Source organism: Curtobacterium sp. MWU13-2055 (assembly GCF_023242305.1).
GTDB lineage: Bacteria > Actinomycetota > Actinomycetes > Actinomycetales > Microbacteriaceae > Curtobacterium.
Genome location: NZ_JALLIO010000001.1, coordinates 579,631 through 604,825, shown reverse-complemented (window position 1 = coordinate 604,825; position 25,195 = coordinate 579,631). Strand labels below are relative to the sequence as shown.

The window sequence follows — 25,195 nt, the reverse complement described above, 5'->3', positions numbered from 1 at the left end:
CAGGACGTCACCTGCGTCGGCGACACACGTCGCGTATCCGGCTCCGCCGGATCGGTAGCCTGTCGGGGTGAACTCCCGTCGCGCCTACCTGATCTGGGGCATCGCGGTGCTCGCCTACGTCCTGGCGGTCGTGCAGCGGTCCTCGCTCGGGGTGTCCGGAGTGGACGCGCAGGACCGGTTCGCCGTCTCGGCGGCGGTGTTGTCCACGCTCGCGGTCGTGCAGATCGCCGTGTACGCCGGACTCCAGATCCCGGTGGGCGTCGCGCTCGACCGGGTGGGGCCGCGCAAGCTCGTCCTGCTCGGCGCCGCACTCCTCGTGGTCGGCCAGGCCGTCGTGGCCTTCTCGCCGACGATCGGCCCGGCGATCGCGGGCCGGGTGCTCGTGGGTGCCGGCGACGCGATGACGTTCATCTCGGCGATCCGCCTGGTGCCGATGTGGTTCAGCGGCCGGATCCTGCCGCAGATCTCGCAGTGGACGGGCAACCTCGGGCAGATCGGCCAGATCCTGTCGGCGTTCCCGTTCGCGGTGCTCCTGCACGCCGCGGGGTGGACGCCCGCGTTCGGGGTCGCCGCCGCCGCGAGTGCCGTCGGGCTCGTCCTGGCGTTCGTCTTCGTCCGCAACGGCCCCGTGGTCGTGCGGACCGGAACGATCCCGCTGCCGCACTCGTGGGGCGCCGCGTTCCGCACGTTCGGGCACGCGTTGCGTCGACCGGGCACGCAGCTCGGGTTCTGGTCCCACTACGTGACACAGTCGTCCGGCACGGTGTTCTCGCTGCTGTGGGGCGTCCCGATGCTCCGCGGGCTCGGGTACAGCCCCGCCGAGGCCGCCGGCTTCCTGACGATCATCGTCGCCGTGGGCTTCGTGGCCGGGCCGGTGCTCGGGCTGCTGTGCGCGCGGTTCCCGATGCGCCGCTCGAACCTCGTGCTCGGCGTGGTCGTGCTGCTCGCCGTGGTGTGGACCGCGATCCTGCTCTGGCCCGGCCACCCGCCGACCTGGCTGCTCGTGCTCCTCGTCGTGGCGATGGGCATCGGCGGCCCCGGTTCGCTGATCGGGTTCGACTTCGCTCGGACGTTCAACCCCGTCGGTTCCCTCGGGTCCGCGAACGGCGTCGTCAACGTCGGGGGGTTCCTGGCGGCCTTCGTGATGATGTACCTGATCGGGCTGCTGCTCGACGTGATGTCCCGCGTCACCGGTGAGACCGTGTTCGCCTGGGACAACTTCCGCGTGGCCCTCACGGTGCAGTACGTGGTGGTCGGGTTCGGTGTCGCGATGCTGCTGCACGCCCGGCACCGCACGCGCCGGGTGCTCCACGCGGAGGAGGGAATACGCGTCGGACCGCTCTGGGTTGCACTCGTTGCGCGCCTGCGGAAGCGGCACGTGCAATAATGATCACGGACCCACTCAGGACCCCCATCCTGTCGGAGCACTTCGGAGCGCCGATCAACCCGGGGGACTTGACATGGGTCTTAGTGCTGCCCGGAACGGTAGGACTCGACGACGCGGGGGACTGCGGCTCGGGCCCTGGGCGGCGAGGGAGGCCACGACCCCACGAACGTGGCACGACGAGAGAGGTGATCGCATGGCTGCCCGGAGCACGACGATCGATCCCACGAAGGACACTCAGCCCGAAGGTGCTGTGGCAGAGGACGCCACGGACGCCGAGGGAACCGCCGCGCCGAAGAAGCGCGCGACCAAGGCCCCCGCCAAGAAGGCCCCGGCCAAGAAGGCCGCCCCGAAGGCGAAGAAGGTCGACCCCGTCGACGAGGCGAACGAAGCCACCGACGAGCCGACCGAGGACGTCGAGGACACCGACGACAAGGCGATCAAGCCCGACGCCGCCGCTGCGGTCGCCGCTGGCGCGCTCGTCATCTCGCAGACCGACGACGACGAAGCCCCGGTCTACTCCACGACCATCACGGGTGCGACCGCCGACCCGGTGAAGGACTACCTCAAGCAGATCGGCAAGGTCGCCCTGCTCAACGCCGAGCAGGAGGTCGAGCTCGCGATGCGCATCGAGGCCGGCCTGTTCGCCGAGGACAAGCTGCAGCACTCGACCGGGCTGACCAAGCCGGCCGAGCGTGAGCTGCGCTGGGTCGCCCGCGACGGACAGCGCGCCAAGTCGCACCTGCTCGGCGCGAACCTCCGCCTCGTGGTGTCGCTCGCCAAGCGCTACACCGGCCGTGGCATGCAGTTCCTGGACCTCATCCAGGAGGGCAACCTGGGCTTGATCCGTGCGGTCGAGAAGTTCGACTACACCAAGGGCTTCAAGTTCTCGACCTACGCGACGTGGTGGATCCGTCAGGCGATCACCCGCGCCATGGCCGACCAGGCCCGCACCATCCGCATCCCGGTGCACATGGTCGAGGTCATCAACAAGCTCGCTCGTGTCCAGCGCCAGATGCTGCAGGACCTCGGTCGCGAACCCACTCCGGAAGAGCTCGCCCGCGAGCTCGACATGACCCCGGAGAAGGTCGTCGAGGTGCAGAAGTACGGTCGCGAGCCGATCTCCCTGCACACGCCCCTGGGCGAGGACGGCGACTCCGAGTTCGGTGACCTCATCGAGGACACCGAGGCGGTCGTGCCGGCCGACGCGGTGGGCTTCACCATGCTGCAGAAGCAGCTCGAGAGCCTGCTCGACTCCCTGTCCGAGCGTGAAGCGGGCGTCATCCGCATGCGCTTCGGCCTCGGTGACGGCCAGCCGAAGACCCTCGACCAGATCGGTGACACGTTCGGCGTGACGCGTGAGCGCATCCGTCAGATCGAGTCCAAGACGATGGCGAAGCTCCGCCACCCGTCGCGGTCGCAGTCGCTGCGCGACTACCTCGAGTAGGCCGATGCGGTTCTTCATCCCGATCCTGATCGGGCGGATCCTCCGTGCCCTCGCCAGAGCGCGGGGCGGGGGATCCGCGTACCCCGGCTTCATCGTGCTCAAGCTCGTGCCGGACTTCCTGCAGCACGTGACGAAGCAGTTCCCGAACGGCGTCGTCTTCGTGCTCGGCTCGAACGGCAAGTCGACGACCACGCACATGATCTCGGACATCGTCCGGGCGCACGGGCTCCGCGTCTTCACGAACCCGTCCGGGGCGAACCTGCCGCAGGGCATCGCGTCGGCGCTGCTGTCCGAGGTGTCGCTGACCGGTCGCCTGAAGGCGGACATCGGCATCCTCGAGGTCGACGAGGCCTTCGCGGTCGAGCTCGCCGGCATCCTGTCGCCGTCCACGGTGACGATGCTCAACGTGCAGGTCGACCAGCTGTACCGGTTCTTCGAGACCGAGCGCGTCGCCGACATGATGCTCGACACCGCGGCACTGTCCACGGCGAACGTCATCACGAACCGTGACGACCAGTTCCTCGACGCCTACGTGGCGCGGACCGGCCAGCGCGTGCTGCGCTTCGGTGCGAGCGCCGAGGTCGTCGCCGCCGCACCGAACGGCCTGCAGAACGCCGACGACTTCGACCGGCAGGACGCCCAGCCGAACGTCGCTGAGTCAGAGGTCGTCGTGAACACCGGTGACGGTGCGACGATCCGCTTCGACGGTGCCGACATCGCGGTGCGCCTGCCCGCACGCGGCCTGCACTACGCGGTCGACGCTGCTGCTGCCACCGCCACGGCCAGCGCGGCACTCGGCACGCAGTTCCGCGCCGACGCCGTCACGAAGGCCTTCGGCACGATGAAGCCGGCGTACGGCCGCGGGGAGCGACTCCCGATCGCCGGCGAGTCCGCCGAGTTCACGATGTTCAAGAACGCCGCGAGCCTCCAGCTCAACCTCGACGCGCTGCCGGACCGCCCCGAGCAGGTCCTCATGGCGATCGACGAGGGCACGCCGGACATCTCCTGGATCTACGACATCGACTTCTCGAAGCTCGACCACGTGGACGTCGTCTCCGGTGACAAGGCCTGGCAGATCGCGATCGCCCTCGAGCACGCCGGTGTCCGCATCGGCCGGGTCGACCCCGACGTCGAGGCCGCGATCAAGCACATGGAGCAGCTCGGGTCGACGACCAGCGGGACGAAGAACTTCATCGTCAACTACGAGATCATGATGATCGCCCGCAAGGCCCTCGGCCACCCGGACATGGAGAAGACCGCATGACGGCCGACCGGCTGACCATCCTGCACGTCTACCCCCGGCAGATGGGCGTCTCGGGGGACCGCGGCAACGTCGCGGCCCTCGTCCGCCGTGCCGCCGCAGCCGGCCTCGACACCGAGGTGCTCGAGTACGCGCCCGGCGACGACCTGCCCGCCGCGGCCGACGTCGTGGTCATCGGCAACGGTCCGCTCAGCGCGATGCGCTCGCTCGGTGCCGACGTCGCCCGCATCGCCGCTCCGCTCCGTTCGTTCGCGAGCGACGGTGTGCCGGTCATCGCCGTCGGCGGCGGGTTCGACCTGGCGACGAACGAGGTCGTCCCCACCGAGGGTGCTCCGCTTGCAGGGTTCGGCGTGTTCGACGCCCGCGCCGTCCGCGGTGCGGAACGTCGGGTCAACTACTTCGTCCTCGAGACCCGGTACCCGCTGCTCCCCGGTGCGCCGAAGCGGCTCGCCGGCTTCGAGGACCACGCCACCACGATCGAGCTCGCGGCCGGGGTCACCCCCTTCGCCGACGTCGTGTCCGGCGGCGGCAACCAGGCGGGCACCCCGGTCGAGGGGGCGATCGTCGGCACGTCGTTCGGCACGCACACGCAGGGTCCGATCCTGCCGCTCAACCCGCAGCTGACCGATGGTGTCCTCGCCGCGGCCGCCGCACGCCTGGGCCGCGAGTACTCGCCGGACCCGGAGCAGACGGCGACCATCGACCGCTACGCACGCGAAGCGCGCGCGACCGTCGATCGCTACGTCGACAAGGCGTTCAAGCGCATCGCGTGACGCTCGCGAAGGCCGGGTCCCGACGGGACCCGGCCTTCGTCGTCTCAGCGCGTTCTGAGACGGGCAACAGACAGACGGGAGGCCCGGTGCCAGCTGGCACCGGGCCTCCCGTCTTGCTGTGCTCGCGCCTTCGCGCGCTACTTCGACTCGTAGAGTCGGCTGCTCTCGTCGTGCCACTCGATGGCGGTCGCCGCGAGCTTGTCCTTGAACTCTGCGCCGTGGTGCGCGCAGAAGAAGAGCTCGCCGCTCGACATCGTGGCTCGGATGTAGGCCTGCGCTCCGCAGCTGTCGCAACGGTCGGCGGCGGTCAGCTGGTGGTTGCTGACTTCGTCGATGGAGGGGTCCTGCACGGTCTGGGTCATTGCTGTGCTCCTCACGGATCGCAGGTGGTGCCGGGTGGTTGCACCATTTCAACACGTGATGCCTGAGAACGATGCATTGTGCAGCGCTGTTTCGCTGAGCGCGGATCGGTTGTCCCCAGTGCGAGTGTCCACGCCGAGGGTGTCGGTGCCGCTCGGTAGCATCGGACGGTGAGCTCCGACTACTCCGCACGCCATCTCTCCGTCCTCGAAGGGCTCGAGGCGGTCCGGAAGCGTCCGGGGATGTACATCGGCTCGACCGACTCCCGTGGGCTCATGCACTGCCTGTGGGAGATCATCGACAACTCCGTCGACGAAGCCCTGGCGGGGCACGGCGACGAGATCGGCGTCGTGCTGCACGCCGACGGTTCGGTCGAGGTCCGCGACACCGCCCGGGGCATCCCGGTGGACGTCGAACCGAAGACCGGACTGACCGGCGTCGAAGTCGTGTTCACCAAGCTGCACGCCGGTGGCAAGTTCGGCTCCGGCTCCTACGCGGCCTCCGGTGGTCTGCACGGCGTCGGTGCCTCGGTGGTCAACGCGCTGTCCGAGCGCCTCGACGTCGAGGTCGACCGCGGCGGCAGGACCTACGCCATGTCGTTCCACCGCGGCGAGCCCGGCACGTTCGACGACGCGAAGGGCATCGGTCCGGACGCCCCGTTCAGCCCGTTCACCTCGGGCAGCGAGCTGCGGGTGGTCGGCAAGGTGAAGAAGGGCGTCACGGGTTCCCGGATCCGGTACTGGGCGGACCGGCAGATCTTCACCGCCGATGCGCGGTTCAGCACCGATGACCTGGTCACCCGGGCGCGGCAGACGGCGTTCCTGGTGCCCGGACTCGGCATCACGATCACCGACGAGCGCGTGTCCTCGATCGAGGCCGCAGCTGCGCGTGCCGAGGCGACGGGGACCGCCGTCGAGGCCGGCCCGGTCGTCGAGCGCTTCCGCTACGAGGGCGGCATCGGCGAGTTCGTCGAGCACCTCGCGGCCGACACCGCCGTCACCGACGTCTGGCGCGTGCAGGGCACCGGGACCTTCACCGAGACCGTCCCGATGCTCGACGACAAGGGCCACATGGTGTCGACCTCGGTCGAGCGCTCCTGCGAGGTGGACCTCGCGCTGCGGTGGGGCGACGGCTACGAGACGGTGTTCCGCAGCTTCGTCAACATCATCGCCACGCCGAAGGGCGGCACGCACCAGGCCGGCTTCGAGTCCGGTCTGGTCAAGGCCGTCCGAGCACAGGTCGAGGCGAACGCCCGCAAGCTCAAGGTCGGGCAGGACAAGCTCGACAAGGACGACGTGCTCGCCGGCATGACCGCCGTGCTGACCGTCCGACTGCCCGAGCCGCAGTTCGAGGGGCAGACGAAGGAGATCCTCGGCACGCCGGCGGTGCGCAAGATCGTCGACCAGGTCGTGTCGAAGCGCATCACCGAGATCCTGACGTCGACGCAACGCACCGAGAAGGCCCAGGCCGCGACCCTGCTCGAGAAGGTCGTCGCCGAGATGAAGACCCGCATCTCGGCCCGCGCCCACAAGGAAACGCAGCGCCGGAAGAACGCGCTCGAGAACTCCTCGTTGCCGACGAAGCTCGCGGACTGCCGGTCGCAGGAGACCGAGGGCACCGAGCTCTTCATCGTCGAGGGCGACTCGGCGCTGGGGACCGCGAAGCTCGCACGCAACAGCGAGTACCAGGCGCTGCTGCCGATCCGCGGCAAGATCCTCAACGTGCAGAAGGCGTCCGTGTCGGACATGCTGTCGAACGTCGAGTGCGCGTCGATCATCCAGGTCATCGGTGCCGGCTCCGGCCGGACGTTCGAGATCGACCAGGCGCGCTACGGCAAGGTCATCATCATGTCGGACGCCGACGTCGACGGCGCCCACATCCGCACGCTGCTGCTGACCCTGTTCTTCCGGTACATGCGACCGATGATCGAGCAGGGCCGGGTGTTCGCCGCCGTGCCGCCGCTGCACCGGGTGGTCGTGGTGAACCGCGGCAAGCCGAACGACACGCTCTACACGTACTCCGAGCAGGAACTGCAGACCGTGCTGAAGAAGCTCGAGAAGACCGGCAAGAAGTACCAGGAGCCGATCCAGCGGTACAAGGGTCTCGGTGAGATGGACGCCGACCAGCTGGCCGAGACCACCATGGACCGCGCGCACCGGACCCTGCGGCGGGTGAACATCACGCACGCCGAGAGCGCGGCGAAGGTGTTCGAGCTGCTCATGGGCAACGACGTGGCCCCGCGCAAGGAGTTCATTCTGGCCGGCGAGGGTCTGGACCGCGACCGCATCGACGCGTAGCCGCGCGGCGGCGCCGGGCGCGCTGTGCGTTCTCACGCGCTGAGCGACAGTTCACGCGGCTGCCGGCGCGCCAACTGTCGCTCAGCGCGAAAGTCCGCGCGTGCCCGTCGGAGGCCCGTGGCGGGGCTGCCCCGCGCCTCCAGGCTGGCGGGGCGTGCGATCTCACGCGGTCAGCGACAGTTCACGCGGCCATCGGCCCGTGAACTGTCGCTGGGCGCGAAAGCGCGCGCCGCGCGCCGCGCGCCCGCGCCCCGGAGCCGCGCGCTACGCGTCGCCGGCGGTGCCGTCGAGCGCTGCAGCACTGCCGCCGATCGAGCCGATGACGGCCTCGAGCGGCGCCCCCGATCCGTCACGCTTCGACAGCCAGTCGGGCAGGGTCCGCGCGGCGCCGTCCGTACCGACCGCGTGCGGGGGAGCGATGCCCGCCCAGCCCACGGTGAGCCCGTCCTCGCCCTTCAGGAACGCGTGCGCCCGGACACCCTGGGTCGCCCGGCCCTTGGCGGGGAACTCGGACAGGGCGGAGACCTTGGCGCGGCCGGAGTCGGTGCCCGGAAGCGCCGTGGAGGTCGTGGACACGGTGGCGACCACGGCGTCGTCGGACTGGGCGACGGACCCGAACCAGATCACCGAGGACCCGGACGCCAGCGCCATGCCCGCGACACCGCCGGCCGGCAAGCCCTGGGCACGGACGCCGGACGCGGGGAAGCGCAGGAGCTGGGCGTTCGAGCTGATGAACACCAGGTCGTCGGACTCGGGTGCCTGGGCGGCGCCGATCACCGCGTCGCCGGGCTTCAGGCCGATGGCGACGAACTCGGGCTTGTCGGGCCAGGCTCCGGGGACGACGCGCTTCACGACGCCCTGCGCGGTACCGATGGCGAGGCAGTCCGACGACGCGCCGGACAGGTCGACGAGTGCAACGACCGTCTCGCCCTTGGTGAGCACCAGGAAGTCGGTGACCCGTACGCCGGCGTCGAGCCGGACCGCGGCGGGCGGCACCGCCGGGACGTCGACGGGGGAGAGCCGTAGGACCCGCCCGGTCGAGGTCAGCGCGCCGACCTGGCCCCGGACGGTGCTCACCACGGCGGACCGGACGGCGTCGTGCTTGGAGCGCTTCGGCACGCGGACGATGTTGAGCTCCGAGGTCGGGATGTCGACGCGGATGAGCCGTCCGGTGGTCGAGAGCAGCACGCGGCACGGCGAGTCGGCGACCTGGAGGGACTCCGGGTCGACCGCGGCCTTGCGACCGCCCTTGACGGGGGCGTCGGCCTCGGTGAGCAGGGTTCGGCGAGGGGTGGCGAACTTGTCGGAGACCTCGGTGAGCTCGAGCGCGACCTGGGCACGGAGCCGTTCGTCGGACGCCAGGAGTTCCTCGAGCGCAGCGATGTCGGCGAGCAGCTGGTCGCGCTCGGCTTCGAGCTCCATGCGCGAGAACTTCGTCAGGCGTCGGAGCCGCAGTTCGAGGATGTACTCGGCCTGCACCTCGGACAGGTCGAAGACGTCACGGAGCCGGCTCCGTGCGGCCTCGGAGTCGTCCGAGGTGCGGATGACCTGGATGACCTCGTCGATGTCGAGGATCGCGATGAGCAGGCCCTCGACCAGATGCAGCCGCTCGCGACGACGCGCGAGCCGGTACTCCGACCGCCGGGTGACGACCGACAGCCGGTGCTGCACGTAGACGTCGAGCAGCTCGCGCAGCCCGAGCGTGCGCGGGGACCCGCCGACGAGCGCGACGTTGTTGATGCCGAATCCGTCCTCGAGCGGGGTGTGCTTGTACAGCTGCTCGAGCACCGCGGTGGGGTTGAACCCGCTCTTGATGCCGATCACGAGCCGGAGCCCGTGGTTGCGGTCGGTCAGGTCGTTGACGTCCGAGATGCCGACGAGCTTCTTGGACTGGACGCCGTCCTTGATCTTCTCGATGACGCGCTCGGGGCCGACCAGGTACGGCAGCTCGGTGACGACGAGCCCGACCTTGCGCGGGGTGAGGTTCTCGACGCTCACCTTCGACCGGGTCCGGAACGTGCCGCGCCCGGTGGCGTAGGCATCGCGGACCCCGGAGAGCCCGACGATGGTGCCACCGGAGGGCAGGTCCGGCCCCGGGACGAACTCCATCAGCTCTTCGAGGGTGGCCTGCGGGTTCATCAGCAGGTGCTTCGCGGCCTCGACCACCTCGCCCAGGTTGTGCGGCGCCATGTTCGTCGCCATGCCGACCGCGATGCCGGACGCGCCGTTGACGAGCAGGTTCGGGAACGCCGCGGGCAGGACCCCGGGCTGCATGATCTGGTTGTCGTAGTTCGGGACGAAGTCGACGACGTCCTCGCCGAGGCCCTCGGTCATCGCCATCGACGGTTCGGCCAGGCGGGCCTCGGTGTACCGGGCGGCAGCGGGACCGTCGTCGGGCGACCCGAAGTTGCCGTGGCCGTCGATCAGCGGCACGCGCATCGTGAACGGCTGCGCCATCCGCACCAGCGCGTCGTAGATCGCGCCGTCGCCGTGCGGGTGCAGCTTGCCCATCACCTCGCCGGTGACGCGGGCGCTCTTGACGTGCCCGCGGTCGGGCCGCAGGCCCATCTCGGCCATCTGGTACAGGATGCGCCGCTGGACGGGCTTCAGGCCGTCGCGCGCATCGGGCAGCGCCCGCGAGTAGATGACGGAGTACGCGTACTCGAGGAAGGAGCCCTGCATCTCCTCGGAGACGTCGACGTCCTCGATGCGCTCACCGTCGGGCAGGCCGACTGCGTCCGTGCGTGCCATGGCACCTTTCTGGAAGACTCGTTGGAATGGGAACAAGCGTACCGACGGCCCCCGACGCCGCCGCGAACCTCGCCGACGTCTTCCCGAGTTGCCTCGTGGCGCTCGGGGCTGCGGACGGCGCGTGGTCGCGTGACCACGGCCTGGAGGCCCGGATCGCCCTCCGTCCCGCCCGTTCCGCGATCGTCGTCCTGGTCGACGGCCTCGGGAGCGTCGCGCTGTCGGCTCGCGCCGGGCACGCCCGCTGGCTCACGGCCGCCAAGGGCTCCGGCACCGCGAAGAAGCTGCGCAGCGGGTTCCCGACCACGACGGCCGCGGCGCTGAGCACCCTGACCACCGGACGGTCGCCCGGCACGCACGGCGTCGTCGGCTACAGCGGCTGGAACCCGGACACCGGCGCCGTGATGAACCTCCTGGGCGGGTGGGACACCGAGGTCCCCGCGGACTGGTTCCTCACCGAGACGCTCTTCACCCGCGCCGCGGAGCTCGGCGTCGACCCCGTCGTCATCGGCCCCGATCGGTACCGGGCGTCGGGCATGACCGCGAACGTCCTCGGCGGCGCGCGGTACGTGTCGGCGGACACGATCCCGGAGCGCATCGACGCTGCCCTGGCCGAGACCGCCACCGGTCGGTCGCTCGTGTACCTGTACGTGCCGGAGCTCGACTCGATCGGCCACAAGTCCGGGTGGCAGTCCGACCGGTGGACGGCGACGCTCGAGCTGCTCGACGGCGAGCTCGCCCGCCTCGATGCCCGCGGTGCGTCGGACGTGGGTGTCCTGGTCACCGCGGACCACGGTGTGCTCGACGTGCCCGACCACGCGAACATCGCCATCGACCCGCTCCTGTTGACGGACGTCGTCGGGGTGGCGGGCGATCCGCGGTGCCGCCAGCTCACGGTGGCGCCGGGCACCGACGTGCGCGGGCTGGTCGGGGCGTTCCGGGCGCGCTACGGCAAGAAGGCGTACGTCGCGAGCCGCGACGAGGCGATCGCCGCCGGGTGGTTCGGTGCGGTCTCGCCACAGGTGGTCCCGCGCATCGGCGACGTGATCGTCGTGGCACGCGGGTCGTGGGCGTTCAACGACGACCGCGCGCTGCGGGACGGCGAGGTTCCGAAGCGCATGATCGGTCAGCACGGCGCGATGACCGACGAGGAGACGTTCGTCCCGCTGCGGCTCGCCGGGGCGTTCGCGCAGTAGCAGCCGTCCGCGGGTCAGTCCGAGCTGATCAGGCCGGGTCCTCCGGGCGGGTGCCGAAGACGATCTCGTCCCAGCTCGGCATCGACCGGCGGTTGCGCTTCTTGCGCTCCGCACGGCCCTCGGCTTCGGGCGCCGATGCCGGACGGGCGTCGGCCGACGCCGGGACGGTGTCACCCTCGGGCTCGTCCTCGAACCCCTGCAGCGGGATGTCGACGACGCTGATCGAGGTGCCGCGTGCCGGCTCGTCACGCTGTTCGCCGAACGAGGCGGCCTCGCGCTCCCCACGGCGGCGGCGGAGCGCCTCGAGCAGGTCGGCGGTCTCGTTGCCGGGTGCGCGCTCCTCGACGGCCGCCTGGCCGATGCGGGGCAGCGGTGCACGGAGCGGGGCGCGGTCGGGGACGTCGGGGTTCGTGACGGCCTCGTCCTCTTCCTCGACGCGGAAGGCGCCGGAGTCGAAGCGGGTGCCGTCGTCGTCCTGCTGCTCGTACTCCACGGCGCGCAGGCGGGGCGCGATGCCCTCGTCGTCGGTGTGCGAGAGCCGGTGCGCGTCGCCGTTGTCCGGCACGAGCGTCGAGGTCTTCGGGTCGAAGCGCCACTGAGCGTCGTGCTCGACCTCGGCCGCGGTGTAGCGGACCCGGACCTGCCAGCCGCTCTCCGGGTGCTTCCACGAGCCCCAGCTGATCGCGGTGGCCTCGCCGGCCTCGAGCTTCGCGGTGATCGCCGCACCGAACGTGTCGGGGGCCTCGTCGTCGACCGGGGTCACCGGGACGCGGTGCGAGGCGTCGAGGACGAACGCGCGCTCGGCGAGCACCGGGCCCTCGAAGCGTCGGACGTACTCGACGTCGACGTCGAGCGCAGCCGCGACGTCGGCGGCGTCGGCACCACCACGGATGCGTGCCTGGACGTCCTTGGGGGAGACCCGCTTCTGCGGACCGGCGTCGGGGTTGGCCTGACGGACCTGCCCCGGCAGCGAGGACGTGACGGGCAACCGGAACTCGGTACCGCCGTCGGTCGCCAGGAGGAGTGCGCCTGCCTCGACTCCGATGACTCTCACGTCTTGCATGGTCCAGCCTTCCCAGCGTCGCGTACGGTCGTGCGTCGTACCCCGTGAGTATGCAGTGGTCGCGGACGGTTTCCACGGAGGCGCACGGGCGTGCCGCGGAGTCTGCGCATCAGTGGCGACGGGTGTCGGGAATGTCCCGATCCGGTCACGGGTTGCAGCGCCGTGACGACCCGCCGCAGATCTCGGTTTGCACTCTGGCGGGACGTAGTGCAAACTGTCGCCGCCGATCACCCGGCGACGACCTCTCGATACGAGAAATGGATGGGCATGGCCACCGATTACGACGCCCCCCGGAAGACCGATGACAACTCCGATTCGGAGTCGATCGAGGCCCTCAAGGAGCGCGTTCCCGACAAGATGTCGGGGGTCGTCGACGATGATTCGGACAACCCCGGCAGCTTCGAACTCGCCGGGCAGGACCTGAGCGACGTCGACCTCGACGTCGTGGTGCTGCCCCCGCAGGTCGATGAGTTCACCTGCGTCGAGTGCTTCCTCGTGAAGCACCGCTCCCAGCTCGACCACGAGTCGAAGCTCGGGCCGGTCTGCGCGGAATGCGCAGCGCTGTAGCAGGCACTGTCGCGGCGCTCTAGACGCACCGATCACCGAAGGCCCCGCATCCTCCAGGATGCGGGGCCTTCGTCGTACGGTGCGGGGCGGACGCGCGCCGGGCCTCCCGTCCGCCCGTCGCGGTCCGTCAGGACCGGAGCGCCTCGACCACCCTCGTGGGCTGCCGGACGCTGACCAGCCAGTAGGGCGTCGGGTCGGCGTCGTCGCGGACCTCGACCTTGACGACCCCGCGCACGTAGCCGCGGAAGAGCGTCCACGCCCGTGCGTCGAGCTTCGGGCCGCGCTGTGTGGTCGCCTCGGCACCCTCGAACGCCTCGACGCTGCCGACGAGTGCACGGGGGAGGTGCGCCTTGCCGGCGCGGAACTCGCTGTCCGTGACCTCGATGGTGGGTGCGAGTGCCCACAGGAGCACGAGGACGCCGAGCTCCATGCCGATCGCCACGAGCACACCGGCGAGCACGCTGATGGGCAGGAACACGAGCAGGGTGGCGGGGATGACGAGCGCCGTCGCCAGGTACAGGGCGGGCGGGGCCCAGAGTCGTTCGCGGTACAGGGTCACGGGTCCATTCGACCACGACTCGGGGCAGGTCACGGTCGGGTCACGTCTCTGCACTACCCTCGACACGTGACCGAACCAGTCGACGTCCTCTGGACCGGGGAGAACCGCCCCGGACACGCCCACCCCGGCGACGCCGGTGCCGACCTCGTCTCGACCGAGGCCTTCGTGCTGCAGCCGGGCGAGCGCCACCTGGCCGCGACCGGGCTGCGGATCGCACTCCCCGAGGGGTACGCCGCGTTCGTGGTCCCGCGCAGCGGGCTCGCCGCCAAGCACGGCATCACCGTCGTCAACAGCCCGGGCACGGTCGACTCCGGGTACCGCGGTGAGATCAAGGTCTCGCTGCTCAACACCGACCGGTCCGAGCCGTACGAGGTGCACGTGGGTGACCGGATCGCACAGCTGATCGTCATGCCCGTGCCGCGGGTGACGTACACGCACGTCGAGGAACTCCCCGACAGCGTCCGGGGCCAGGGTGGCTTCGGCTCGTCCGGCTACGGTGACCGGAGCGGTGCCGTGACCGGCGCCGCCGATGATGTTCAGGAAGGAACGCGCGCATGAAGTTCGGTCGACGCAAGCGTGACGAGGGCGAGGTGGCCGAGGTCGAGGTGGCCGAGGCCGTCGCCGACGAGGTCGAGATCGCGGACACGACCCCCGAGGTCGACATCGCGACGGACGCCGACGCGGACCTCGACGAGGTCGACGGGGTCGCCCCGACGGACAAGTCCGCACCCGAGGACCGTGCCGAGAACGGCCCGCACGACGAGACCGAGGCGAACCTGGTCCGTCCGTACGTCGACCTGGGCGGCGTGAAGGTCCTGCCGCGCGAGGGCCTGCACCTGCGCCTCGAGGTCGAGGAAGGCTCGCAGCGTGTCGTCGCGGTCGGGCTCGACTACGACGACTCGACGCTGCAGGTCCAGCCGTTCGCCGCACCGCGCTCGACGGGTCTGTGGCACGAGATCCGCGCACAGATCGCCGAGCAGATCGAGCGCCAGGGCGGTGTCGTGACCGAGGTCGACGGCCCGTTCGGCCCCGAGCTCCGCGCGTCCGTGCCGGTCGCGGTCGACGGCGACGGCGGAACCGCCGGCGTCCGTCCGGCCCGTTTCGTCGGCGTCGACGGCCCGCGCTGGTTCCTGCGCGGCGTGATCGCCGGCAAGGCCGCCGAGCAGCCCGACGACGCGAGCGAGATCGAGGAGCTGTTCCGCAGCGTCGTCGTCGTGCGCGGCACGACGCCGATGCCGCCGCGCGACCTCATCCCGCTGCACATGCCGAAGTCGACGCAGACCGCGATCTGACGACCTGACCCGCCCTGGAGGCACGGTGCCGGAACACGACGACACCCACCGACCCGAGACGGCCGGCTCCGAAGCCGTGCCCGCGTCCGCTGGGATCCCTGACGCTGCGCCGGCGGCGCCGTCGTTCTCCTCGCAGTTCCGAGACGCGGTGCAGAACGCGGGCATCGCCCGCGTCGCCCCCGGCGAGGCGCCCTCCGGGCGCGCGCTGCTCGGAGCGGTCGGCGGGATCCGCGGGCTCGCCGAGTCGGTGCTGCCCGGGTTCGCGTTCCTCGTCGTCTACGCGATCACGAAGGAGCTCGTGCCGAGCGTCGTGATCCCGGTCGTCGTCGGACTCGTCTTCGTCGTGCTCCGCCTGGTGCAGCGACAGTCGCTGACGATGTCCTTCGCGGGCATCCTCGGCGTCGCGGTGTCGGCCGGCCTCGCCCTCATCACCGGACGCGCCGAGAGCAACTTCATCCCGGGGATCATCATCAACTCGGTGTGGTTGGTCGGGCTCCTGGTGTCGCTGGCCGTCCGCTGGCCGCTCATCGGTCTGGTCGTCGGGTTCCTGCTGCCGGCGAACGAGGACGGCTCGCACGTCGACTGGCGCGCCGACCCGGTCAAGCGCCGCGTGCTGACGGTCGCCACCTGGATCTGGGTCGGGCTCTTCGCCCTCCGCCTGGCCGTCGAGGTGCCGCTCTACCTCACCGCGCAGGTCGAGCTGCTCGCCGGCCTCAAGCTCATCCTCGGCGTCCCGCTCTACGCCGCCGTGCTCTGGGTCACCTGGCTGCTGGTCCGCACCGTGTTCGTGCGGAGGGACGACGCCGTCACGGTGTAGAGTTGTCTCGACATCAAGAGACTTTCCCGTCCGGCGCTCCGGCGTCAGCGGGATTAGGTTTGCCTTGCTGGTGGGACGGACCACGGCCCGCGATGATGAGGGCAAACCGATCAGTAGGGAGGCGGCACGGTGGCTGCAGTCAATAGCTTCGGCTCGAAGGACACACTGTCGGTTGGGGGTGTCGACTACGCGATCCACCGGATCGACACGGTGCCCGGGCACGAGAAGCTCCCGTACAGCCTGAAGGTGCTGCTCGAGAACCTCCTCCGCACCGAGGACGGCAAGAACGTCACCGAGGCGCAGATCCGCGCGCTCGGCTCCTGGCGCCCCGACGCCGACCCGGACACCGAGATCCAGTTCTCGCCGGCGCGCGTCGTCATGCAGGACTTCACGGGCGTGCCGTGCATCGTCGACCTCGCCACCATGCGCGAGGCGATGGCGGACATCGGCGGTGACCCGAACAAGATCAACCCGCTGTCCCCGGCCGAGATGGTCATCGACCACTCGGTCATCGCCGACCTGTTCGGCAGCACGGACGCACTCCAGCGCAACACCGACCTCGAGTACGAGCGGAACGGGGAGCGCTACCAGTTCCTCCGCTGGGGCCAGACCGCGTTCGAGGACTTCAAGGTCGTCCCGCCGGGCACCGGCATCGTGCACCAGGTCAACATCGAGTACCTGGCGAAGGTCACCTACACGCGTGACTTCGACGGTGAGACCTACGCCTACCCGGACACCCTCGTCGGCACCGACTCGCACACCACGATGGTGAACGGGCTCGGCGTGCTCGGCTGGGGCGTCGGCGGCATCGAGGCCGAGGCAGCGATGCTCGGCCAGCCGGTGTCGATGCTCATCCCGAAGGTCGTCGGCTTCAAGCTCTCCGGTGAGATCCCGGCCGGCGTGACCGCGACCGACGTGGTGCTCACCATCACGCAGGAACTCCGCAAGCACGGTGTCGTCGGCAAGTTCGTCGAGTTCTACGGCGAGGGCGTCAGTGCCGTCCCGCTCGCGAACCGCGCCACCATCGGCAACATGTCGCCCGAGTTCGGCTCGACCGCTGCGATCTTCCCGGTCGACGACGTCACGCTCGACTACCTGCGCCTGACCGGTCGCGACGAGGCGCAGATCGCCCTGGTCGAGGCGTACTCCAAGGCGCAGGGCCTGTGGCACGACGCCTCGGTCGAGCCGGCGTACTCCGAGTACATGGAACTCGACCTCTCCACGGTCGTGCCGTCGATCTCGGGGCCGAAGCGTCCGCAGGACCGCATCGAACTGTCCAAGGCGAAGGACCAGTTCGAGGTCGACCTGAACAACTACACGACCCCGAGCGAGCAGACCGACCTCGACGACGCGGTGGAGGAGACCTTCCCGGCCTCCGACCCGATCGCCGCGGGCTCGACCAACGAGGACACCAACCTGCACGAGCACGTCTACGTGTCGAGCGCCCCGTCGACGGCCTCGGCCCCGACGAAGGTCGCGATGGACGGGGCCGACCCGTTCACGATCGACCACGGTGCCGTCGCGATCGCCGCGATCACCTCGTGCACGAACACGTCGAACCCGTCCGTCATGATGGCGGCCGGCATCCTCGCGCGGAACGCCGCCGCCAAGGGCCTCACCTCGAAGCCGTGGGTCAAGACGACGCTCGCGCCCGGGTCCAAGGTCGTCACCGACTACTACGAGAAGGCCGGTCTCACGACCTACCTCGAGCAGCTCGGCTTCTACACGGTCGGCTACGGCTGCACCACCTGCATCGGCAACTCGGGCCCGCTGCCCGAGGAGATCTCGCAGGCCGTGCAGGACAACGACCTGGCCGTCACCGCCGTCCTGTCGGGCAACCGCAACTTCGAGGGGCGCATCAACCCCGACGTCAAGATGAACTACCTGGCGTCCCCGCCCCTGGTCATCGCGTACGCCCTCGCCGGGTCGATGCACTTCGACTTCGACAAGGACGCCCTCGGCAAGGACCAGGACGGCAACGACGTCTACCTGCAGGACATCTGGCCCGACGCGGCCGAGGTCCAGCAGGTCATCGACGAGTCGATCGACACCGAGATGTTCACCCACGAGTACGGCTCCGTGTTCGAGGGCGACGACCGCTGGAAGAACCTGCCGACCCCCACGGGCGACACCTTCGAGTGGGACCAGGAGTCGACCTACGTGCGGAAGCCCCCGTACTTCGAGGGCATGACCATGCAGCCCGACGCGGTGTCGGACATCTCCGGCGCCCGCGTGCTGGCGAAGCTCGGCGACTCGGTCACGACCGACCACATCTCGCCCGCCGGCTCGATCAAGGCGGACAGCCCGGCCGGCAAGTACCTGGCCGAGCACGACGTGGACCGCAAGGACTTCAACTCCTACGGCTCGCGTCGCGGCAACCACGAGGTGATGATCCGCGGCACGTTCGCGAACATCCGCCTGCGCAACCAGCTGCTCGACGGCGTGGAGGGCGGCTACACCCGTGACTTCACGACCGCCGACGGCGAGCAGTCGTTCATCTACGACGCCTCGCAGCACTACCAGGAGCAGGGCATCCCGCTCGTCATCTTCGGTGGCAAGGAGTACGGCTCGGGCTCGTCGCGCGACTGGGCGGCGAAGGGCACGAACCTGCTCGGCGTCCGCGCCGTCATCACCGAGAGCTTCGAGCGGATCCACCGCTCGAACCTGATCGGCATGGGCGTCGTCCCGCTGCAGTTCCCGGCGGGCGAGACGGTCGAGTCCCTCGGGCTCGACGGCACCGAGGTCGTCTCGATCTCGGGGCTGACCGAGCTCAACGAAGGCCGGACCCCGAAGACCGTGCACGTCACCGCGACGCCGAGCGAGCACTCGCCCGCCGGCAAGCAGCCGGTCGAGTTCGACGCGGTCGTCCGGATCGACACCCCGGGTGAGGCCGACTACTACCGCAACGGCGGCATCCTGCAGTACGTGCTCCGCTCGCTCGTCTGAGCGAGCCGCGCACGGGTCGTTGACGCGACCACAGGACGGACTGGAGGCCCGTGGCGAACCCGCCACGGGCCTCCAGTCCGTCTGCCGGTCACGCGGATATGGTGGGGGATCAGCCCCACGAAAGGAGCGCCCGTGAGCCTGCTCAGCAGCATCACGTCGCCGCGCGACCTGAAGCGTCTCTCCGACGTGCAGATGACCGAACTCGCCGCCGAGATCCGCCGGTTCCTGGTGGCCGAGGTCGCGAAGACCGGTGGGCACCTCGGGCCCAACCTCGGTGTGGTCGAGCTGACGCTCGCGATGCACCGGGTGTTCGACTCGCCGAACGACCCCTTCGTGTTCGACACGGGGCACCAGTCGTACGTGCACAAGCTCGTCACCGGGCGGCAGGACTTCTCGAAGCTCCGCGAGCGGGGCGGCATCGCCGGCTACCCGCAGCGCAGCGAGTCCGAGCACGACATCGTGGAGTCCTCGCACGCGTCGTCGTCGCTGTCCTGGGCCGACGGGATCTCCCGCGCGTTCGGGCAGACCGGACAGACCGACCGCACCGTCGTCGCGGTGGTCGGTGACGGCGCCCTCACCGGTGGGATGACGTGGGAGGCGCTCAACAACATCTCGGACGACAACGACCGCCGCCTGGTCATCGTCGTCAACGACAACGGCCGCTCGTACGCTCCGACGATCGGCGGCATGGCGCGGTTCCTCAGCTCCATGCGCACGCGGCGTGAGTACCGGGCGCTCTACGAGACCTCCCGGGCCGTGGCCGATCGCTTCGGTGCTCCCGGCCGGGCCGTGTACCGCGGGATGCGCGGGGGGCTGCACGGGTTCCTGTCGCGCTTCACGAACAACGAGGCGCTGTACTCGAACCTCGACATCAAGTACATCGGGCCGGTCAACGGACACGACCAGCGTGCGATGGAGGCAGCGCTCCGGCAGGCGAAGGCCTACGGCGCCCCGACGATCGTGCACGCGATCACCGAGAAGGGCCACGGGTTCGAGCCGGCCCTGCGCGACCAGGCCGACCAGTTCCACGCCGTCGGGCACATCGACCCGGAGACGGGGGAGTCGCTCGACGCCGCGTCGGGTCCGTCGTGGACCTCGGTGTTCGCGTCGGCCCTGGCTTCTGTGGGCGATTCGGACCCCCGTGTCGTCGCGATCACGGCTGCGATGCTCCGACCGACCGGACTGCACCTGTTCCAGGAGCAGCACCCCGACCGCGTGTACGACGTCGGCATCGCCGAGCAGCACGCCGTGACGACTGCCGCGGGCCTCGCCTACGGGGGCCTCCACCCCGTGGTGGCGCTCTACGCGACCTTCCTGAACCGGGCCTTCGACCAGGTGCTGATGGACGTCGCGCTGCACAAGGCCGGCGTGACGTTCGTGCTCGACCGCGCCGGCATCACCGGACCGGACGGGCCGTCGCACCACGGCATGTGGGACCTCGCACTGTTGCAGGTCGTGCCCGGCATCCGGATCGCGGCACCCCGTGACGCCGTGACCCTGCGCGAGGAGTTCCGCGAGGCGATCGCCGTCGACGACGCCCCCACCGTGCTCCGGTGGTCGAAGGGCCAGGTCGGGCCGGACATCCCCGCCGTCCGTCGTCTCCCCGACGGTGTGGACGTGCTGCACGCCGCTGCGGACGGCGTCGAGGACGTGCTCTTCGTGGCCGTCGGCTCGATGGTGCCGACGGCGCTCGAGGCCGCGTCGCTGCTCGAGGCGCAGGGCATCGGCGTCACCGTGGTCGACCCGCGCTGGGTGGTCCCGATCCCGGGCTCGCTCATCGAGCTGTCGCGGACGCACCGGCTCGTCATCACGATCGAGGACGGCGTGCGCGTCGGTGGCGTCGGGACCCGGCTCCGGCAGGACCTGCGGGCCGCCGGGGTCGACACGGGTGTGAACGAGCTGGGGCTGCCGGACGAGTTCATCGACCACGCGACCCGGTCGCAGATCCTCGCCGACGTCGGGCTGACGGCGCAGGCGATCGCCCGCGACGTGATCGACCAGGTCGTCGGGACGAAGTTGCCGCAGGCGAAGCCCGCGCGGTCGCGGGAGTCCGCCGACCGCTAGGCGGGGCGCGCGGAACCAGGTTCCGGACACCGCACCACGTAATTCCGCGGTGCTGTGTCCCGAACCTGGTTCCGCCGGAAGTCACCCATGCCGTCTGGGGCATGTCTCTCGGGGACGTCTGGCAGGATCGCCGCATGCGACGGGGGTTCAGGACGACGGCGGTGGCGATCGGTCTCGCGGTGGTGGCGCTGTCTTCGGGGTGCGCAGCGATGAACGACGGCACGGTCACGCCGGAGCTCGGTGCAGATGCCCGGGTCGGTGCCAGACAGACGATGCACCGTGTGGTCGACTGGGAGGGCACCGCCGCAGTCCACCGGGTCGATGCCACCTGGACCGACTCGTGCGGCCACGCGAGCAACTCCGGGTTCTTCCAGCCCGCTTCGGGCACGACGTGTCGGATCGACGCCGGGGCGGTGTACACGATCGACGGTGCGACCACACCGGTCGACGCGGTGCGCATCGCCGGACCGGCGCTGCGCACGGGCGGCCTGACCGACGAGGACCTCGTGGCACAGGCGATCCAGCCGGACGGATCGACACCGTACTTGGTCGACATCGGTGGGCGGCAGTCGATCGCGCTCGGCAACGACATCGGGCAGGACCGGTTCGCGGTCGTGCGGGTCCGCGGTTGGGACGGGTCACTCGGATTGTGGCAGTCGGAGGGATCGTCCGTCGTGCACTCGGCACCGGGTCTCGGCGTCGACCGACGCGACGGCGCTGTCCGGGCGAGCGGGGCGGACTACGTGCTCGTCGTGACGCACAGCGCCGCGTACTTCACGTCGTACGACAACGAGCCGCCCGAGCCGCCGGCACCACGGCCGTCGGTCCCGCCGTGCTTCAGCGGCAGCAACGACTGCGTGGGCGGTTGACGGCGGCTCACGACGGCGGTGGACAACACCGCAGCGGGCCAGCCACGCACACCAAAATCACCCCGAACCACGGCGATCTGCGGTTCGGGGTGACTTCGGTTGTGCGAGACGGACTCGCGCCAGCTAGCGGGAAGCCGGGCCGACGATCAGCGGGTCGTGGAAGCTCCCACCGAAGACGCGCTCGGACGCCCCACTGCGGTCGAGGTAGGGGCTGATCCCACCGGCCTGGAACGGGTAGCCCGCACCGAGGATCAGGCCGAGGTCGATCTCCTCGACGTGCTGGACGACCTCGTCCTCGAGCATGCGGTGCAGCTCGTCGGCCAGGGCGTCCTCGAAGCGCTGCTGCATCGCGGCAGCGTCGACGGGCTTCGCGTCCTTCTTCGACGGCGCGACGAGCTTGACGGCAGCGGAGTCGTACCCGGTCGCGTTGCCCTTCTTGTCGCGGGTCAGGATCTTCCCGTGCTCGGCGATCTTCTTCAGCCCGTCACCGGGGTAGAAGCGCTCCGGCCAGGCGGCGTGGTGCGAGTCGAGCACGTGGGCACCCACCGGCAGACCGACGAGTTCGAGCAGCTCGAACGGCGACATCGGCAGTCCGAGCGGCGCGGCACCGGCCGCCACGACGTCGAACGAGGTGCCCTGCTCGACGCCGCGCATCGCCTCACCGAGGACCCGTGCGAGCACCCGGTTGACGACGAAGCCCGGCTGGTCGGCGGTGATGATCGCCGTCTTCTTGAGGGTCTTCGCGACGGCGAGTGCCGTGACGAGCGTCTCGTCGGAGGTGTCGGCAGTGCGGACGACCTCGAGCAAGGGCATCACGGCGACCGGGTTGAAGAAGTGGAACCCGACCAGGCGCGACGGGTCGGACAGCACCGAGCCCATCTCGGAGACGGACAACGACGAGGTGTTGGTGGCGAGGATGGCGTCCGGCGCGATGACCTGCTCGATCTTCCGGAAGACCTCTTGCTTGACGCTCATCTCCTCGAAGACGGCCTCGATCACCCAGTCGGCGTCGGCGAAGGCGTCGTACGACACCGACCCGCTGACGAGTGCGGTGATGCGGTTCGCGTCGTCGGGGGAGATCCGCCCCTTCTCGAGCAGCTTGCCGACCTCACCACGGATCCGCTCCACACCGGCGTCGACGCGGGACTGGTCGACGTCCGTGATCACGACGGGGACGCCGAGTCGTCGGGCGAACAGCAGCGCGAACTGCGAGGCCATGAGACCAGCGCCGAGGACGCCGACCTTCGTGATCTTCTTCGGCTCGACACCCTCCGGAGCACCGACGGGCTTCTTCGCACGCTTCTGCACCAGGTCGAACGCGTACATCGACGCGGCGAACTGGTCACCGGAGAGCAGGTCGGCGAGGGCGTCGTCCTCGTCGGCGAACCGTTCGTCCAGGGAACCGCCGCGAGCGGCGGCGACGAGGTCGAGCGCGCGGAACGGCGACTTCGGCACCGTCCCGATCTTCGACGCGACCTGCCCACGGGCGACCTTGACGACCGTGCCCCAGGCAGCCTTCTCGAGCATGCCGGGTTCATTGGGCCGCTTGACCGACACACGACCGGCGATGACGCCGTCGGCCCAGGCGACTGCCGACGGCAGGAACGTCACCGACGGGATCAGCACGTCGCCGATGCCGATCTCGACCGCGGCCGCTCCGTCCATCAGGCGGTTGTTCTTGAGGGGGTTCTCGACGATGACCCGCAGCGCGCGCTCCGGACCGATCAGGCGGGGGAGCAGTGTCGCGCCGCCCCAGCCCGGGATGATGCCGAGGAAGACCTCGGGCAGGCCGATGCCCTGCGCCGCGGACGAGAACACCCGGTAGGTGCAGTGCAGTCCGATCTCGAGCCCGCCGCCGAGGGCGATGCCGTTGATGAACGCGAACGACGGCACGCCGAAGTCGGACAGCTTGCGGAGGGTGGCGTGGCCGAGGGCCGCGAGGTCGTGCGCCACGTCCCGCGACGGCACGGACGCTGCCTGCGACAGGTCGGCACCGGCAGCGAAGCAGTACTCCTTGCCGGTGATCGCGACGCCCTGGATCGTGCCGGCGGTCGCCTCGGTCTTCAGGGTGTCGAGCACCCCGGAGAGTTCGCGGAGCGTGCGCGGCCCGAGGGTGCTCGGACGCTTGTAGTCCTTGCCGTTGTCGAGCGTGATGAGCGCCAGGGTGCCGCCGGAGGGCATCGTGACGTGCTTGACGAACGAGTGCGTGACGACCTCGTCCTCGCTGAGTTCGGACAGACGGTCGGTGTCGACGGTGGTCATGCTCATGCCCCCTTCCGAGCCGAACGTGCTGCGGACTTGCTGTAGCCGGGGTTCTCCCAGATGACGGTGCCGCCCTGGCCGAGTCCGATGCACATCGTGGTGATGCCGTACTGGACGTCCGGGCGCTCGGCGAACTGCGCGGCGAGCTGGTTCATCAGGCGGACACCGCTCGATGCCAGCGGGTGGCCGACGGCGATCGCGCCGCCCCACGCGTTGACGTTCGCGGAGTCCTGTGCGATGCCGTAGTTGTCGAGGAACGCGAGCACCTGCACCGCGAACGCCTCGTTGATCTCGAACAGGCCGATGTCGTCGATCGACAGGCCGGCCTTCGACAGCGCCTTGTCGGTCGCGGGGACCGGGCCGACGCCCATGACCTCGGGCTCGACGCCGGCGAAGGCGAACGAGACCATGCGCATCTTCGTGGGCAGGCCGTGCTCCTTGGCGCCCTCGGCCGAGGCGAGCAAGCTCATGGTCGCGCCGTCGTTGAGGCCGGCGGCGTTGCCGGCGGTGACCCGTCCGTGCGGGCGGAACGGCGTCTTCAGCGCGGCCAGCGCTTCGAGCGTCGTGCCCGGACGCGGCGGTTCGTCGGTGCTGATGACGTCCCACCCGTCGCCCTTGTTCACCTCGACCGGGATGACGTCGGGCTGCAGCTTGCCGGCGGCCCACGCTGCGGCGTACCGCTGCTGGGACTGGACGGCGTAGGCGTCCGTGCGGTCCTTCGTGATCGCCGGGAAGCGGTCGTGCAGGCGCTCGGCGGTGGACCCCATCACCAGCGCGTCGCTCGACACCATGCGTTCGGCGATGAACCGCGGGTTCGGGTCCGAGTTGAAGCCCATCGGGTGGCGTCCCATGTGCTCGACGCCACCGGCGATCGCGATGTCCGCGGCACCGAAGGCGATGGCACCCGCGAGCGTCGTGACGCTCGTCATGGCCCCGGCGCACATGCGGTCGATCGCGTACCCGGGGACCGACTTCGGCAGGCCGGCCAACATGCCGACGGTGCGGCCGAGGGTCAGCCCCTGGTCACCCTGCTGCGTGGTCGCCGCGACGGCGACGTCGTCCACCGCTGCGGTGTCGAGCGAGGCGTTCCGGTCGAGCAGTCCGCGCATCGCGTGCACCGCGAGGTCGTCGGACCGGGTCTTCCAGAACACCCCCTTCTCGCCGGCTCGTCCGAACGGTGTCCGTACTCCGTCCACGAACACGACGTCTGATGCCTTTGGCAATCCGGGCCTCCCAGATCCTCATCGATCGGGCCGGAACGCTGGTCGCTCCGGCCGGCCGGGCCTCGCC

At 70.1% G+C, this 25,195-nt stretch carries 19 protein-coding genes; 13 read left to right on the top strand and 6 right to left on the bottom strand.

Annotation, left to right across the window (positions count from 1 at the left end):
- Nucleotides 1–67: 67 nt before the first annotated feature.
- The 4 genes from M4960_RS02755 (at nt 68) to M4960_RS02740 (ending at nt 4,865) form a co-directional block, all read left to right on the top strand.
- Entirely contained in the window at nt 68–1,387 is a 1,320-nt protein-coding gene (locus M4960_RS02755; protein ID WP_248703384.1) for a nitrate/nitrite transporter, read from the top strand.
- Between the two features lie 193 nt (nt 1,388–1,580).
- Nucleotides 1,581–2,831, top strand: a complete 1,251-nt coding sequence (locus M4960_RS02750; RefSeq protein ID WP_123292681.1) for an RNA polymerase sigma factor — start codon at nt 1,581–1,583, stop codon at nt 2,829–2,831.
- Nucleotides 2,832–2,835: 4 nt separating this feature from the next.
- Nucleotides 2,836–4,095, top strand: a complete 1,260-nt coding sequence (locus tag M4960_RS02745; protein WP_173168481.1) for a MurT ligase domain-containing protein — start codon at nt 2,836–2,838, stop codon at nt 4,093–4,095.
- A complete protein-coding gene (locus M4960_RS02740) occupies nt 4,092–4,865 on the top strand; it encodes a type 1 glutamine amidotransferase (RefSeq protein WP_248703383.1) in 774 nt (257 codons plus the stop codon). The genes M4960_RS02745 and M4960_RS02740 overlap by 4 nt, the downstream gene beginning before the upstream one ends.
- Before the next feature lie 137 nt (nt 4,866–5,002).
- Here the strand turns inward: M4960_RS02740 and M4960_RS02735 are convergent, their stop codons facing one another.
- Nucleotides 5,003–5,227: a hypothetical protein gene (locus M4960_RS02735; protein ID WP_071255055.1), complete on the bottom strand. Its 225-nt coding sequence runs from the start codon at nt 5,225–5,227 to the stop codon at nt 5,003–5,005.
- 168 nt (nt 5,228–5,395) lie between these two features.
- Between M4960_RS02735 and M4960_RS02730 the strand changes: the two genes are divergently transcribed.
- Complete coding sequence (locus M4960_RS02730) at nt 5,396–7,522, top strand: type IIA DNA topoisomerase subunit B (protein ID WP_248703382.1); 2,127 nt, start codon at nt 5,396–5,398, stop codon at nt 7,520–7,522.
- Between the two features lie 264 nt (nt 7,523–7,786).
- Here the strand turns inward: M4960_RS02730 and M4960_RS02725 are convergent, their stop codons facing one another.
- Nucleotides 7,787–10,273 carry a DNA topoisomerase (ATP-hydrolyzing) subunit A gene (locus tag M4960_RS02725; RefSeq protein WP_248703381.1) on the bottom strand — a complete coding sequence of 829 codons (2,487 nt, stop codon included), beginning with the start codon at nt 10,271–10,273 and terminating at the stop codon, nt 7,787–7,789.
- A 26-nt stretch (nt 10,274–10,299) separates the two neighbouring features.
- On the opposite strand from M4960_RS02725, the gene M4960_RS02720 reads away from it, so the two are divergent.
- On the top strand, nt 10,300–11,466 hold the full coding sequence (locus tag M4960_RS02720; protein WP_248703380.1) for an alkaline phosphatase family protein: 1,167 nt from the start codon (nt 10,300–10,302) through the stop codon (nt 11,464–11,466).
- A gap of 28 nt (nt 11,467–11,494) precedes the next feature.
- Here the strand turns inward: M4960_RS02720 and sepH are convergent, their stop codons facing one another.
- Complete coding sequence (gene sepH / locus M4960_RS02715; RefSeq protein ID WP_248703379.1) at nt 11,495–12,529, bottom strand: septation protein SepH; 1,035 nt, start codon at nt 12,527–12,529, stop codon at nt 11,495–11,497.
- Between the two features lie 267 nt (nt 12,530–12,796).
- Here sepH and M4960_RS02710 point away from each other — a divergent pair, with 267 nt between their 5' ends.
- A complete protein-coding gene (locus tag M4960_RS02710) occupies nt 12,797–13,096 on the top strand; it encodes a DUF4193 domain-containing protein (protein WP_031263038.1) in 300 nt (99 codons plus the stop codon).
- A 127-nt stretch (nt 13,097–13,223) separates the two neighbouring features.
- Here the strand turns inward: M4960_RS02710 and M4960_RS02705 are convergent, their stop codons facing one another.
- Nucleotides 13,224–13,655, bottom strand: a complete 432-nt coding sequence (locus M4960_RS02705; RefSeq protein ID WP_123292688.1) for a DUF3093 domain-containing protein — start codon at nt 13,653–13,655, stop codon at nt 13,224–13,226.
- A gap of 66 nt (nt 13,656–13,721) precedes the next feature.
- Here M4960_RS02705 and dut point away from each other — a divergent pair, with 66 nt between their 5' ends.
- From dut to M4960_RS02675, 6 genes are all read left to right on the top strand, one after another.
- Nucleotides 13,722–14,213, top strand: coding sequence for a dUTP diphosphatase (gene dut, locus M4960_RS02700; RefSeq protein WP_123292689.1), 492 nt, complete (start codon nt 13,722–13,724; stop codon nt 14,211–14,213).
- Nucleotides 14,210–14,947, top strand: coding sequence for a DUF3710 domain-containing protein (locus M4960_RS02695; protein WP_228505736.1), 738 nt, complete (start codon nt 14,210–14,212; stop codon nt 14,945–14,947). The genes dut and M4960_RS02695 overlap by 4 nt, the downstream gene beginning before the upstream one ends.
- A 25-nt stretch (nt 14,948–14,972) precedes the next feature.
- Entirely contained in the window at nt 14,973–15,764 is a 792-nt protein-coding gene (locus tag M4960_RS02690) for a DUF3159 domain-containing protein (protein WP_248703378.1), read from the top strand.
- A gap of 129 nt (nt 15,765–15,893) precedes the next feature.
- The gene (acnA, locus tag M4960_RS02685; RefSeq protein ID WP_123292691.1) at nt 15,894–18,710 is read left to right on the top strand and encodes an aconitate hydratase AcnA; all 2,817 of its coding nucleotides are present in this window, start codon (nt 15,894–15,896) and stop codon (nt 18,708–18,710) included.
- Nucleotides 18,711–18,842: 132 nt separating this feature from the next.
- On the top strand, nt 18,843–20,774 hold the full coding sequence (gene dxs, locus M4960_RS02680) for a 1-deoxy-D-xylulose-5-phosphate synthase (RefSeq protein WP_248703377.1): 1,932 nt from the start codon (nt 18,843–18,845) through the stop codon (nt 20,772–20,774).
- A gap of 134 nt (nt 20,775–20,908) precedes the next feature.
- On the top strand, nt 20,909–21,643 hold the full coding sequence (locus tag M4960_RS02675) for a hypothetical protein (protein WP_248703376.1): 735 nt from the start codon (nt 20,909–20,911) through the stop codon (nt 21,641–21,643).
- Between the two features lie 123 nt (nt 21,644–21,766).
- Here the strand turns inward: M4960_RS02675 and M4960_RS02670 are convergent, their stop codons facing one another.
- Nucleotides 21,767–23,911 (bottom strand): 3-hydroxyacyl-CoA dehydrogenase NAD-binding domain-containing protein, encoded by a 2,145-nt coding sequence (locus M4960_RS02670; RefSeq protein ID WP_248703375.1) that lies wholly within the window; start codon nt 23,909–23,911, stop codon nt 21,767–21,769.
- On the bottom strand, nt 23,908–25,107 hold the full coding sequence (locus tag M4960_RS02665) for an acetyl-CoA C-acyltransferase (RefSeq protein ID WP_374202876.1): 1,200 nt from the start codon (nt 25,105–25,107) through the stop codon (nt 23,908–23,910). The genes M4960_RS02670 and M4960_RS02665 overlap by 4 nt, the downstream gene beginning before the upstream one ends.
- Nucleotides 25,108–25,195: the final 88 nt, after the last annotated feature.